The 12,432-nt window shown below is 65.5% G+C and carries 9 protein-coding genes and 4 pseudogenes; 7 read left to right on the top strand and 6 right to left on the bottom strand.

Translation table 11 applies throughout. From position 1 onward, the window contains the following. Nucleotides 1-2: 2 nt before the first annotated feature. Nucleotides 3-467, bottom strand: coding sequence for a DUF1942 domain-containing protein (locus AC5Y39_RS12620; RefSeq protein WP_500020377.1), 465 nt, complete (start codon nt 465-467; stop codon nt 3-5). A gap of 84 nt (nt 468-551) precedes the next feature. Between AC5Y39_RS12620 and AC5Y39_RS12615 the strand changes: the two genes are divergently transcribed. Beyond that, nucleotides 552-1,574 (top strand): TIGR03617 family F420-dependent LLM class oxidoreductase, encoded by a 1,023-nt coding sequence (locus tag AC5Y39_RS12615; protein ID WP_500020353.1) that lies wholly within the window; start codon nt 552-554, stop codon nt 1,572-1,574. A gap of 143 nt (nt 1,575-1,717) precedes the next feature. On the opposite strand, the pseudogene AC5Y39_RS12610 reads toward AC5Y39_RS12615, so the two are convergent. After that, nucleotides 1,718-2,344 (bottom strand): annotated as a pseudogene (locus AC5Y39_RS12610) (NUDIX hydrolase); the annotation flags it as partial. Between the two features lie 77 nt (nt 2,345-2,421). Between AC5Y39_RS12610 and AC5Y39_RS12605 the strand changes: the two are divergent. The 3 genes and pseudogenes from AC5Y39_RS12605 to AC5Y39_RS12595 all read left to right on the top strand — a co-directional run. After that, nucleotides 2,422-3,360: pseudogene (locus tag AC5Y39_RS12605) on the top strand (ADP-ribosylglycohydrolase family protein); the annotation flags it as partial. A 246-nt stretch (nt 3,361-3,606) separates the two neighbouring features. Then, on the top strand, nt 3,607-4,179 hold the full coding sequence (locus AC5Y39_RS12600; protein ID WP_500020355.1) for a Uma2 family endonuclease: 573 nt from the start codon (nt 3,607-3,609) through the stop codon (nt 4,177-4,179). A 116-nt stretch (nt 4,180-4,295) separates the two neighbouring features. Further along, entirely contained in the window at nt 4,296-5,681 is a 1,386-nt protein-coding gene (locus tag AC5Y39_RS12595; RefSeq protein ID WP_500020357.1) for an AAA family ATPase, read from the top strand. A gap of 56 nt (nt 5,682-5,737) precedes the next feature. Here the strand turns inward: AC5Y39_RS12595 and AC5Y39_RS12590 are convergent, their stop codons facing one another. Further along, entirely contained in the window at nt 5,738-6,727 is a 990-nt protein-coding gene (locus tag AC5Y39_RS12590; RefSeq protein ID WP_500020359.1) for a hypothetical protein, read from the bottom strand. Between the two features lie 156 nt (nt 6,728-6,883). Between AC5Y39_RS12590 and AC5Y39_RS12585 the strand changes: the two are divergent. Beyond that, nucleotides 6,884-7,232 (top strand): annotated as a pseudogene (locus AC5Y39_RS12585) (hypothetical protein). 131 nt (nt 7,233-7,363) lie between these two features. On the opposite strand, the gene AC5Y39_RS12580 reads toward AC5Y39_RS12585, so the two are convergent. Beyond that, nucleotides 7,364-7,864, bottom strand: coding sequence for a hypothetical protein (locus AC5Y39_RS12580; protein WP_500020361.1), 501 nt, complete (start codon nt 7,862-7,864; stop codon nt 7,364-7,366). 169 nt (nt 7,865-8,033) lie between these two features. Then, nucleotides 8,034-9,692 (bottom strand): SWIM zinc finger family protein, encoded by a 1,659-nt coding sequence (locus AC5Y39_RS12575; RefSeq protein ID WP_500020363.1) that lies wholly within the window; start codon nt 9,690-9,692, stop codon nt 8,034-8,036. Between the two features lie 90 nt (nt 9,693-9,782). Between AC5Y39_RS12575 and AC5Y39_RS12570 the strand changes: the two genes are divergently transcribed. Together AC5Y39_RS12570 and AC5Y39_RS12565 are read left to right on the top strand one after the other, a co-directional pair. Next, nucleotides 9,783-10,391 carry a hypothetical protein gene (locus AC5Y39_RS12570; protein WP_500020365.1) on the top strand — a complete coding sequence of 203 codons (609 nt, stop codon included), beginning with the start codon at nt 9,783-9,785 and terminating at the stop codon, nt 10,389-10,391. Continuing rightward, the gene (locus AC5Y39_RS12565) at nt 10,392-11,105 is read left to right on the top strand and encodes an RES domain-containing protein (RefSeq protein ID WP_500020367.1); all 714 of its coding nucleotides are present in this window, start codon (nt 10,392-10,394) and stop codon (nt 11,103-11,105) included. It abuts the gene before it with no gap. Between the two features lie 23 nt (nt 11,106-11,128). Here the strand turns inward: AC5Y39_RS12565 and AC5Y39_RS12560 are convergent. After that, a pseudogene (locus tag AC5Y39_RS12560) lies at nt 11,129-11,922 on the bottom strand (DEAD/DEAH box helicase); the annotation flags it as partial. Between the last annotated feature and the right edge of the window lie 510 nt (nt 11,923-12,432).

The raw sequence follows: 12,432 nt of genomic DNA, 5'->3' as shown, positions 1-12,432 counted from the left end.
GCTTACGGAACCCAGCCCAGCAGGTCTTCGAAACCGTTGTTGTAGACGACGCTGTTGGGCGGGGCGCCGACGACGTCGAAGTAGATCTTGCCCGTCGTGCTCGCACCTGGCGGCAACGGGCCGCCGCCGATACCGTCGGGCGTCCAGACCTCTGCAAGCGCGCGGTAGTTGTCGCCGTTTTCCGCGCGGGCGTTGAAGAACGAGATCATCGGGATGACCGTGCCGGCCAGCGATTCGGCGGTCACGGTGGCTTCGTACAGTTGGCCGGCGACCGGATACGGGATGGCGTCGGCACTGTGGGTAAGCGTCGTGACCGTATAGCCGATCTCCGTGCCGTTCGGGTCTTTGAGCGTCTCTCGCACGCCGAACCGCTGGATGTTGCTGGTCGCCGAGGCCGGCGCCGTCGCACTGACGCTGATCAGCATTGTCGCGGCAAGCGCGCTTCCCACGAGCTTCCAGATCTTCATCTCGATCACCCCCTGGTCTCCCTGCGCGACCAGTACCCCTGGCGCCGCGTCTGCGAAACCCCCGCCCGAGCGTATTGTTCCACCGTGCAGGTCGACGCGATGACGATTCCGCAGCCGTTAGGCCAGATCGGCGGGCTTGCCCGACGGACGCAACAGGCAGGCTTTTCGGGTCTGCTGTTCACCGAGACCGGTCGGACGCCTTATCTGAACGCGGCCGTGGCGTCGCAGGCGGCGCCGGGTCTGGAGCTGTCGACCGGTGTCGCGGTGGCGTTTCCGCGGAGTCCGTTCGTGACCGCGGCGGCGGCATGGGAGCTGCAGGAGGCGACGGGCGGCAAGTTCCGGCTCGGCATCGGCACGCAGGTGCGCACCCACGTGGTGCGGCGCTACGGCGTGGAGTTCGAGCATCCGGGTCCGCGGCTGCGCGACTACGTGCTGGCGGTGAAGGCGTGCTTCAGCGCGTTCCGGACCGGCAAGCTCGATCACCACGGCGAGTTCTACAACCTGGACTTCATCACGCCGCAGTGGAGTGCGGGGCCGATCGACGAGCCGGATCCGAAAGTCGATGTGGCAGCGGTGAATCCGTGGATGCTGCGGATGGCCGGCGAGGTCGCGGATGGGGTGCATGTGCATCCGCTGGGTGAGCCGGGGTACATCGCGCGGCATGTGGTGCCGAATGTGGCTGCGGGAGCTGCGAATTCAGGACGATCGGCGTCGGACATCGCGGTGATCGTGCCGGTGATGACGATCGTCGGCGACACCGACGAGGAACGGCACCGGGAGCGTGAGGCGGTGCGGGCCAGCATGAGCTTCTACGGAAGCACGCCGAACTACGCGTTCATCTGGGACGAGGCAGGCTTCGAGGGGACGACGGCGCGCATCCGGGAGAAGCAGAGGGCGGGCGACTTCGCGGGGATGGCGGCGCAGATCAGCGACGAGCACATCGCCAAGTTCGCGACGGAGTCGACGTGGGATCGACTGGCAGATGTACTGATTCAGAAGTACGGGGACGTCGCGACGCGAATCGTGTTGTACAACGCGCTGAGCCATGCCGATCGGTTTGAGCGGTATGGCGAGGTAGCGAAGTCGATCGCATTGCGTCGCAAGTAGTCTCGGTCAGCCGCGAACGGCGTCGGAGGAGAACACCGTTGTGCCCGACTCTTAGCGACAATTGCGTGGTGCAGTGCGCCGCTTGTCGCTAAGAGCCGGGCAGACGCGCACTCAGCAATCCGCGATGGCGTCACCGGCGGAACAAGTTCTGCCGGACGCCCCCGGCTCCCGGTGGCCAGCGTCCCGGTAGCCACGATGTGATCTTCCATCGTGCGCCGGAAGGTGTCGCGCTGCAGCTCATGTCCGGCGATCGCTTCATGGACCAACCGCAGTTCGCGCAACGTGAACTCGTCGCCGAGAAGACCGTCCGGGTCGGGCTGCTTCTCGTAGCGCGAGCGAATATGGTCGACCGCAAGCGTGATGATGTCGGCGTGGTCGTAGGGCAACCGCCCGGGTCTTTCGATCGGGACGAGCCGTGTCGTCGGCAGCCGCGAGGCCAGTCGGTCCAGTCGCACCACGTCGACGTGCGCGACGGAAAGCACCCAGCCACGGTCGTCGCGCTTCGGATCGTCGAACACATGCAACTGGCGCGGATGCAGTCCGCGAACCCCTGCCTTGGCCCGTAGCGACCGGTCGACTGCATCGGCCAGCCTTTCTCCCGGGTGCAGGAAGGTGCCCGGCAATGCCCAGCCTGTGCCGCGCGGTCGGCGGACCTCGAGAACCACCAGACCAAGTTCCGGGTGCAAGGTCAGGACCGCCGTGTCGACCGCGACTGACGGTCGCGGGTAGTCCTCCAGCGTTTTCCCGCTGGTGTCCCGATAAGCGCTCATGTCGGTGCCTCAGCGTACAGTGGCCATACATTTGCGCGGATATGCGCTAACGCTGCTCGGCAGAAGGAGGTCGCCACATGACTTCACTGATTGACCGCATCGAGGGCGTCCTCCTGGCCACCGCGGCGGGCGACGCGCTCGGCGCACCATACGAATTCGGCCCGCCGCGTGGCCCTGACCTCGAGGTCGACATGGTCGGCGGCGGCGGTTGGGAACCCGGCGAGTGGACCGACGACACCGCGATGGCGATTGCGATTGCGGAAGTCGCGGCCACCGGCGCAGACCTCCGCACGGAAGCCGCGCAGGACAAGGTTGTCGCCCGGTGGCACGAGTGGTCGCTGCACGCGAAGGACGTCGGCATCCAAACCCGCAGCGTGCTCTCCGCCGCTGCGCGGGGCGGCGACATCTCCGCGACAAGTGCACGAGCAGAAGCCGCCAAGCTGCACGAGCGCACCGGCCGGACGGCAGGCAACGGTTCGCTGATGCGCACGGCGCCGATCGCGTTGGCTTACCTCGACGATGAGGATGCGATGGTGCAGGCGGCCCGCGCGATCAGCGAGCTCACGCATTACGACCAGGACGCCGCGGACGCCTGTGTCTTGTGGTGCTGCGCGATCCGCCACGCCGTGCTCACCGAAGCGCTCGACGTCCGAATCGGATTGCGCCAGTTGGCTTCTGAGCGTCGGCAGCTGTGGACGAAGAGGCTTGATGCTGCAGAGTCGGCGAGGCCGCAAGACTTCCCCAACAACGGGTGGGTGGTTTCCGCGCTGCAGGCTGCATGGTCGGCGATCGTTACCACGCCTGTACCCGCGGTCCGCGCGGAACACCTCAGGCCAGCGCTGGACGCCGCGGTGCGCGCGGGGAATGACGCCGACACCGTGGCCGCGATCGCGGGCGGGTTGCTCGGCGCCGCCTATGGGGCCAGCGCGGTTCCCCGGCGTTGGCGCATGCTGCTGCACGGGTGGCCCGGCCTGACGGCGCACGGTCTGGTGAATCTCGCTGCAGCTGTGCCACGAACGCATCCATCGACGTCGTCGTCGAGCTCATCGCGCGCGGTGCCTTAGGTCGGTGACGATTGCCAAAGCGTCGCACCCCGTATGGCGTCCACCTCGCATGTCCAGCGGTGTATCCGCGATCATCGCATCGCGCAAAGCATCTCGATACGCCGCAACGATCGCTTGTCGGTGGCATCCGCCAGAATCCGATGCGATCGCCGTTGCGCGTATTCTGTATTCGAGCTCTGTGGCGAGAGGAGGCGGGCAGTGTCCGACCTTGCGAGCTTGCCCCGTGGCCTACTCAGCCTGGAGCAATGGGACGCCCTGGGACTCGACCCGACGCGACGGTGGGAGCTCAGCGAAGGGACTCTCATCATGGCGCCGCGGCCGCAGGTTTGGCATCAACGCGTTTCCAGAAGGCTAACCCGCCTCCTCGAAGATCACCTGCCGGAGGGACTGGAGGCACTTCCGGAAATCGAAGTGATTACGCGATCGTCGTTTCCACCGAGTGTCCGCGACCCCGACATCGTCGTGGTTCCTGATCGTGTTTTCGAGCAGCGGCCCGCCCGGGTCCAGGCGGCAGACGTCGTGCTCGTCGTCGAGATCGTGTCGCCGGGCTCGCGCGGGACAGACCATGTCATGAAGTTGCACGAGTACGCCCAGGCGGGCATCGAGAACTACTGGATCGTCGATCCGGATGCACCGCCAGACGAACGATTTCTCGCCTACCGCCTCGACGGTGAGGTTTATCGACGGGTCCCGGCACTCGATGCAGGCACGGTCCGTGTGAAAGAGCCGACGACAATGGAATTCTCGCTCGATAAGTTGACTGACCGCTGAGGCCCGCTGCGCGGGCCGCCACGCGAAACTTCGTCAGTTTCAACAAATCAGTTGACGACGTAGCGGTCGGGTGCGATTCTGTTCCACTTGCCTTCTTTCCGATCAACCACTTCATGATGACTCTCACCGACGAAGATTTGAACGATCCAGCCGCCGAGCCCGCCACCGGCGATGGCGGGCTCCGCCGGCCGATCACCGACGTCAAAGCATGGCTCGACGGCCTGGACTCCGATGTGCGCCCCGTGCTGCAAGCGCTCGGCGAGCTGCTGGTGGGTGTCACCGAACGGGAAATCGCGGAAAGCGCAGACGGATTCACCGCCCGCTGCTTGAGCGTCCCGGACTCTAGCCACCTCCTGGATGAGGAACGCGAGTTGAATTCCGTATCCCGGTTGACTGTTCCGCTGGCCCTGGCCGAGTGGATCGACAGGCACGCTGACGTCTGCGAGATCGGTCCGGGCGAGTACACGTCTCCACCGACGTGGACGCAGACCGAGATCGGCGACCGGCGGTATCGGCACCCGCTCTGCCTCCGGGTGTATTTCCCCGCGGGAACGCTTGACGACACCGGATGCGTCATCCACATCGATGCGCGGGAAAGCGTTATCCACACCGCCGAAGTGAGCGCGTACGTGGCGCCCGACAACCAGGTGCACGCCCGCGCGGTGCTGGACCGGCTGGCCGCGCGTGCCAATGAGCTGAACCCCTACCGCGGCCAGGCGGTGCGCGCCACCCTGAAGCATGGACTGCGGTTCGACGTGGTCGACCTACCGTCGACCACGACCCGCGAGACCGTCATCGTCCCCGACGAGGTGTGGACTGAGGTCGACCTAGGTGTCACCGCCGTGCGCGACCGTCACGACGTACTCAACGCACACGGTCTCGGCGCACGACGCGGTGTGCTTCTGTGCGGTCCACCGGGCACCGGAAAGTCAGCGGTCAGTTCGGTCGTCGCTCGCGAGGTCGTCGGCCAATTCACCGTCATCTATGTGGAAGCCAAGGCCGGGGCCGAGCTGCTTACCGCTGTGGTTGAGGAGGCTCAGCGCCTCGGCGGTCCGGTGCTGATCGTGCTGGAGGACGTCGACCTGTGGTGCCGGGACCGCAACACTGGCGGATCGGGATTGTCGGAGCTCTTGCAGGCAATGGACATCAAGGTCGATGCCCGCATTCTGACGCTGGCGTCCACCAACGACGCCGCGACGCTGGACAAAGCGGCGATCAGGACCGGGCGGTTCGACTCAGTCGTCCAGGTCGGCTACCCCCACCGAGCTGACGCCGCGCGCATCCTCGCGGCGCTGATCCGCGATATCCCTGGCGGCCAGGACGTCGACACGGCAGCGGTCGTGGCGGCGCTGCCCGAACGGACGAGTGGCAGCGACATCCGCGAGGTCGTCCGCCGCGCGGTGCTCGCGGGCGACGACGGAAGCGTCAGCACCGCAACGCTATTGGCCGAGGTCGGCAGCGGGCGGTACCGGGCCGAGGTTCCGGCAGGGATGTACCTCTGAGGAGGCTCACCCGTGTCCGCGCGCAGGGTCAAACGCCAGCTCGGGACCGAAGGCGGCTATGCCGACTCCTCATCGACGCATCGCACGACGTCGCACGCGTCGAGGAAGCGAGACCACTCGGATTCGGTCGGCCGAACGCCACAGTCGCCGAGCGCGTCGGGGCTGACCGTGAACCCCGGCGCGAGAGGCGCCAGCAGCCCGGCAAGTTTGGCGATGTGCCCTGCCGGGCTGTCTTCGAAGCTTTCGAAGACCCGCTCGCGAATCCGCGTCACAGCGCTGTCAATGCCGGCAGCCACGTCCACCTCGGGCACACGCAGCGCACCCGCGCACCATTCGACGTGTTCCTCGAAGCGGTCCTCCCAGACCTCGGTGTGCCAGCCGGGCCACAGCTCGGGCAGAGCGTGGAAGAAACCCATCGTGTCGGCGGTTTGCCAGGCTTCCAACGTCTTTCGGCGCACGTCGATGTGAGCGCCGCCTTCGGGGATCACGCCGAGCTTGATTCGGCGAATCCCTGGGCCAGGCAGCTTGTCGAGCAATGCCGGCCCATGCCACGCCTTGCTGAGGTGCCACCACAGCGGCCACAAGCGCAGCTGCCCGTCGGCGTCGACCACAGAGATGATATGGCACATGTGCTTTCGGTCGCGGGCGAGCTTTAGAATCGGCTGCCTGTCCCAGTCGTCAGGCGGCAGGTGGACTGCTACATATCTGGCCAGTTCTTCGGTTCCGTCGTATGCCCAACGAATTTCGTAACCCGGCCACAGCCTGGGCAGCACGTCCATCAAGGCGCGCCGCTCGTTCATCGACACCATCAACGGCTCGCCGAAGAACAGCAACCGGCGACGGTCGAGATCTACCAGCGCACCGCCGTCGCACCAACTTGGGGCGGTCCATTCGTCCTTCTCGCATCGCCTTAGCGTGGCGGCGTACCGCAGGGCGAGTTCCGGGCCGCCGATCAGTGCGTCGAGGATGCGGCCGCCTCCCCAGTGCGAGTAATAGAGTTGCCAGTTCTGGTCTTCGACGACGACGAAGTTTGCCCTGTTGCCCATGAACTCTCCCTTTCCGATGACGCCGTCTGAAGTCGGGCGTCGCATGGGGCGAGTGTCCGGTGGACGTCCGACATGTTGAGGTGCGGACGGGTCGGCACGGCAAGGGGCTGTGGATAACTTTCGAGTGAAGCGGGGCTCCACGATAGGGTGGTCGACGTGGAGTCTGGGGATCTGGAACCACGCGTCAGCGCTCTCGAGGAGCAAGTGCGCGATCTCGCCGGCCGGGTCCGGGCAACTGAGCAAGACGCCGCGTCCGCTCGTGTTCTCGCCGGCGCCGCCGACCGTGACGTCAGTGAATCCCGCGGAGATACGCGATTTCCGCCGGGCCACCACGGCGAGTTTCAATGCCCTTCGGCAGGACTTCGTCGACCTTCGTACGCACGTCGACAATGGCTTCACCGAGATGCGCGGAAAGTTCGACGTCCTGGCCGCCGGACAACAACTGATCGTCGACCTTCTCCAGACGATCGTCACGGATCAAGGGCATACAGGAACGACCGAGTAGCCGCCGCCATGACCGGCACCGACTGCGGGTGAAAAGTCAGAGCGGAGCCATCGGCCAGCAGTTTGGTAAGCGCCGCCCGGAATCGACGAGCGCCAACACCATCTCGTCAGTGACTACCGTGTCGGCCTTGGCTACCGCGCGTCGATCACTGCGACTGCTCGTGACGTCAGTTCGTCCCGAATCCCATTCTGCGCGTGAGCGTATGGGATGTACGCGCGTAACAGGTCGGGAACGTCCAGCACGACCTCTAGCGGAATGTTGTCGTCGATGTAGGGCGTGCCGCCGATCGCCTGTTCGACACGCGTCGTGCTCCACCGCAATGGGTCACCCGTACCAGTCTCGAGGAGCTCCAGCAGCAGCTCCCGATGGCTGGGGTCGGCGAACGGCGCTGCCGAACTGGTAGCGAAGAACCTGTCGCACGGCTCCTCGGTCATCTTCCAATCCATGGCCGCTGACCGATGCTCACCGCCTTCGGGTAGCCGAGTTACCAGCCACTGAACCAGTGCTCGGTAAAGCGGCCAGGTTTCGGTTTCCGGTGCGAGCATCGGCTTGCTGAGTGCTTCTTCGATCCACACCCGGGCATCGGCGAGGGTCATTTCGACGACGTTGGTGTCGCTGCTGGACTCGGCCACCCGTGCAAGAGACTGAGGGTATGCCCCCTGGCCAGGACACGGCGCAATATGCCGGTGACCGTCGTGTCGCCGGAGGTATCCGGGTTGCGGTTCTTCGGCCGCCTAGGCCGTCGCTTGTTAGTCATGGCGCGGAGGCTACGCATGGGCGGTGACATGCGGCCTGTGCCGTTCAGAGTCCCTTCGCCCTCAGTGCTTTCATCAACGCGGGTCGGCGGCCGTACTCCTCGCGGATCTGCGCGATGAACGACGCGAAATCGGCGTTGCGACCGCCTCTTTCGTAGAGTTCCGCCATGGTCGCCAGTCTCGCGGCGATGTCTGGATACAGCTTGGAGTTGGGGTACCGTAGGTCCGCCTCGAGCTGCGGCCGGTAGAGGTCTGCAGCGTCGATGGGCCGAGCTTCGGCGCCTCTGACGGCCAGTTCCCGCCACGCCCAGCCGGGACCATAGCGGTCGGCCGCCTGCCAAGCAGCCTCGACATCACCCTCGCTCAGCAAGAGCTGGACCAAGACCGCCCCGGCGGCGAAGCGGTCGGATGCCAGTTGTCGCGCATGTTCCAATGCCCAGGTGCGTTCGGCATCGGCACGGTCGATGTGAGCCGCGAAATCGACGAGGACGCGGTAGTTCTGGACCGACGGCTGTCGGACGAAGTCCGCGCGGAGGACACCGACAGCGTCGTCAATGCGGCCCAATTCCAGGTATGTCTTGGCGACATGGTCGGGGCTCAGCCAATATGCGTTGCCACCACCGTGGCTGGAGACTCGTCCCTCGGCAACTGCGCGGTCAATCCATGCCACCGCATCCCCGTGGCGTCCTGCTGCGCGTAGCCGATCGACGATGGCCCCGTACTGAGGATGTTCCCGCTGAGCAAGCAAGTCGACGGCCCGATCGACATCGCCGTCGTGGTCGGCAAGCTCAAGCAGCATTGCGTCGACCTTGGACCGCCCCCAGTCACCACGATCCTGGAGCTTGAGGTCCAGCGCCGCCACCGCGCGGCGGTATGTCTGGAGTGCCCGCTCGTCGAACGCGTCCACGAAGTCCGCCAAGACCACAGTCGGCCACCCTGGCGACTCAGCGCGAAACTTCACCAGCCACTTCGCAAGTGCGACAGGGTCGGGCTGACCCAGCCGGCAGGCCCGCGCGTAGAGGTCGGCGGCACGTTGGCATTGGTCACCGATCGAGCCCGACGAGTCGTCAACGTGCTGGAGCATCTTCCGCAGCATGGTCACTGCGCGCAGCAGCGCCGGCCGCACGACTTCAGCCGTCCCACTGTTCAGGTGGTTCTCGAGTTCGTCGAGCATTTCACTGGCCGCTTCCGCCACCTCAAACGAACGCCGGTAGTCGATAAAGTCCGTAAAAGACAACATGTTTCGCACATAGGCTTCGAACTGGACTTTGGCCTGCTCGACGTCGCCTGCCGCCGTCGCCGCGCGGATCTCCAGCATGCGGCGGACGCCGTCGTCGCGCTGCGCAAGTGTCATGACCAGTTCACGTAGCTCGTCGACGTTCATCGCCTGCACTACCGCTTCAAGCGCGGGCGTAGCGGTGGTTGCGTCGTCGACGGCGACGCGTCCGGTGTCGATCGCGGCCAGTCCGGTCGCGACCATGTGCTTGCAGAAATTGCCGTCGGCATGGTGCGGGCAGGTACAGGATCCGTCGGGTAGCGGACCGGACCAGTCGAGCTCCACGGTGTAGACGTTCTTGGCCTGGACCGACGCGTAGGCCTTGACGTCGGTCACCCGAAGTCCCCGGACATAACGGACGTAGTCTTCGCCTCGGGCATAGAACAGATCGCCGGCCACATTGAGCAGCGCTGTCTCGGAAAGCGGCACGTCACTATGGTGCCCGATGCGGGGCAGACGTCGCACTGCTCCCTGGTTGTAGCGGCTAACATAGTTGAGCAGAGGTGCTACGATCGCTACATGACGGCATCGGCGGCGGAACGCTACGACATCGCGGAGCGCTCAGATCACGTCGAAGTCCGCGGGGTAAGTCCGCACCGCGTCGCTGAGGCTTTGGATCTGCTGGATCGGGTCCGGGCGGTGCAGGCCGAGCATGCCGCGGCCACCCGCGATGAGCTCGTACACACGTTGATGGCCAGCAATGTCCCGCTGACCCCTCCGGCGACCGTCGCGCAAGCGCAGCGGCTGGCCATTCACCGAGATGCATTGTTGGCCACGCCGATTCACACGTATGGTTCGCTGTGCGAGCTGCGCGGTGATGCCCGCGAGTCCAGCACCCGCACGTGGCTGTCGCGTCGCAGGGCGGAAGGCAGAGTCTTCACCGTGACTCACAATGGGCGCACGCTGATCCCGGCTTTCCAGCTCGATGACCGGGGCGAGCCCCGTCCGGAGCTGCGACCGCTGTTGACCGTACTGCAGAGTGCCGGAGTGCAGGGCTGGGCGTTGTGGACATGGCTGACCTCGCCGACGAGTCTGCTGTCCGGTGCAGTTCCGGAACAACTGGTGCGCACCGCTCCACAGCGGGTGCGGCGCGCGGCCGAGCGATTCGCAGCGGCCCCGGCCGCCTAGATGGCCGCCTTTCCGGCCGCCGACCTGACCTGTCCGAACCCAGCAGAATGCCCGATCGCGGACCGGCTGCCACGTGTTCGCACCACTTCGCTGCGGGCGGGCACCGCCTGGTATCGCGTGTACAACGCGACGTGGGGTTACGACGAGCACAACCCTGGCTACGGCGATGCCCGCTTCTCGCCCATCGACGATCCGTCGGATGGCGTCCGCCTGCCGAGTATGTACCTGGCCGCCACACCGGCCGCAGCGTTGCTGGAGACGGTGTTTCACGATCTGCATCACGACAGCCCCCGGATCGTCTACGAACGCAACCTGCGAGGCATGCTGCTCGCGCACGTGCGTACGCCCGCGGTGGCCAGGCTGGCCGATCTGCGGGATCCGGAATTGGAGCGTCTGGGACTGCGCCGCGGGCATGTCGTCTCCAGCGACGCCGAGCACTATCCGTGTACACGCCGACTGGCAGTTGCCGTGCTGGGGCAGGCAGGCGGCGGGCGCAGAATCCAGGGTCTTGTCTGGCATTCGCGGCAGGCTGAGTTGGCTGGCCACGACCCGGCCGAGGTGATGGTGCTGTACGGAGGGCGGCGTTACGCGTCAACGCGGGGCAGTTGGCAGCTATTCGGACCTGGCGCCTCGTCGCTATTCGAGGGTCCAGGCCGGCTTCTCGTCGACGAGATCGCCGAAAGTCTTTCTGCAACAATCGAACTAGAAACGTAGAGGCCGTCGCGTGAAGCACGGACAAGCCGCCGAGCGAGATCGGGACCGCCGACATCTCGGATGAAGTCGGGGTCGCCGCACACGACGAGTTGATCTCGGGCACGGGACAATCAGACGTCGAGGCGTTCGCGGGAGCGCTCGAAGCGCGACTCCTCGTTGACGACGAGCACGATGGCGCGCCGCTCCAGGCCCTTGAAGCCGAGGACATGGCCGTAGAACACCTGATCGGTGTCCCAGTACGTGTCCCACTACGCGGCGTTGCCACCGGCTTGGCGGGCGAGCTGCTCGGGATGACGGCTTCCGGTCGTCAGCAACGCGAGATCCTCGGGGCGCCAACCTTGTGAGGAGCGCCTCGATCTGGTCGTCGCCTACGTTCATGGCTTGGTCGGGGCTGCATGCGATGAAGGCGACGGCCGGCCCGTCGCCGCCGAGGAATCGCATCGGGTGATCAACGAGGGGCTGGAACGCGGTCGCGATCTGGCGGGTGTTGCGCGGGTTGTGGTCGAGAATAAAGCGGCGTCAGTGGCACCGGCGGTGAGCCGTACCGGTTGAACACACGCTGGCCTTCGTCGGTAAAGACGTACAGGCCGCCGGTCTGTTCGTCTTTGAGCGCGGCGAGCAGCGGGTCCCACCAAGCGTCGGCGACGTGCTGGGCTTCGTCTACGACGATCGCGTCGAACCGGTGGCCGGCATCGAGTTGTGTTGCCAGGTAGGCCCTCTGGAGCGGCAAGTCGTGCTCCCAGAACTGCACCGTCTCGTCGGTGCGCACTGCCTCGTCGGGACCTTCGGGAGCACCCCACAACATGCCGAGGGCGTGTGTCGACGGCACGGCATTGTCGGTGGAAGAAGCGGGGACCGGAGACTGGGCAGTTATTGACACCGGCGAAGTGGTGACCGTGATTCCTCCGCGTGAATGGTCGGTGGCATCAGCGGGCACAAGCGTCAAAAGGGCAGCGCCAGATTCTCTGGTCGCGTAGACGTCGAGAGCCGCGAATCCGGGCGCGAGAAGCTCTAGAACTCGCTGCTTGACCACCGCGACACGACGACTGAGCAGTCGGTCGAAATTGTCGCGGCGGTTGAGATCGACGGGGCGATTGTCGGTGGAATCAGTCATTCTGACTGATATCGAGTCTTTGTGTGGTGGACGGAATTGATTGCGCAGTTCTCGAAGCTCCCAAGCGCCACTCTCCTCCGCAGGTGTGGAGCGAGTGCTGTCAGGAGTCGGGGGTGGCGCTTAAACGCTCGCCCGCCGCTGGTGAAGTTTGCGGCCTAATGAGTCCCAGGTCGGCGACGACTAAGAAGGTTGACATCGATGGCAGATGGCACT

The organism is Mycobacterium sp. NGS39 (genome assembly GCF_059812765.1).
This window is presented reverse-complemented; position numbering and strand designations above follow the sequence as displayed.

Coding starts and splice junctions, on each gene's coding strand:
- AC5Y39_RS12620 (WP_500020377.1), bottom strand. CDS start 467: ATGAAGATCTGGAAGCTCGTGGGAAGCGCGCTTGCCGCGACAATGCTG.
- AC5Y39_RS12595 (WP_500020357.1), top strand. CDS start 4,296: ATGACTCTCACCGACGAAGATTTGAACGATCCAGCCGCCGAGCCCGCC.
- AC5Y39_RS12590 (WP_500020359.1), bottom strand. CDS start 6,727: ATGGGCAACAGGGCAAACTTCGTCGTCGTCGAAGACCAGAACTGGCAA.
- AC5Y39_RS12570 (WP_500020365.1), top strand. CDS start 9,783: ATGACGGCATCGGCGGCGGAACGCTACGACATCGCGGAGCGCTCAGAT.
- AC5Y39_RS12565 (WP_500020367.1), top strand. CDS start 10,392: ATGGCCGCCTTTCCGGCCGCCGACCTGACCTGTCCGAACCCAGCAGAA.